Here is a 254-nt window from a genome sequence, read left to right as displayed (position 1 = left end):
CTTATATCCACTACGGGCAGACGCAGGAGGCTGTCCGTAATCGGATGCGTTGGTGGCACGTCTTTCTCAATCTTATCAATATGAAAGCAGAAACGGGCTGTTCGTTGGACGACCTGGCGAACGAGCTCCGAGCGAATCGTACCCCGAGCCAGCAGAAATGACTGTCGAAACCTGGGCGGAACGGTCGGCGCTCCGCTACGATATCATTCGCCCGCTGTGCTGGCTGGGATTGCTGCACGAAGAGCGCGAGGGAC

The 254-nt window shown here is 57.5% G+C and carries 1 pseudogene; it reads left to right on the top strand.

Annotated features, from left to right (window positions below):
* Positions 1 to 254: pseudogene (locus IB265_RS37270) on the top strand (hypothetical protein); the annotation flags it as partial.

Origin of the sequence: Ensifer sp. ENS10, assembly GCF_014852025.1 — a bacterium.
In the GTDB taxonomy this organism is placed as follows: domain Bacteria; phylum Pseudomonadota; class Alphaproteobacteria; order Rhizobiales; family Rhizobiaceae; genus Ensifer.
Note: the sequence above shows the minus strand (reverse complement) of the source record. Positions and strands in the feature narration are given on the sequence as shown.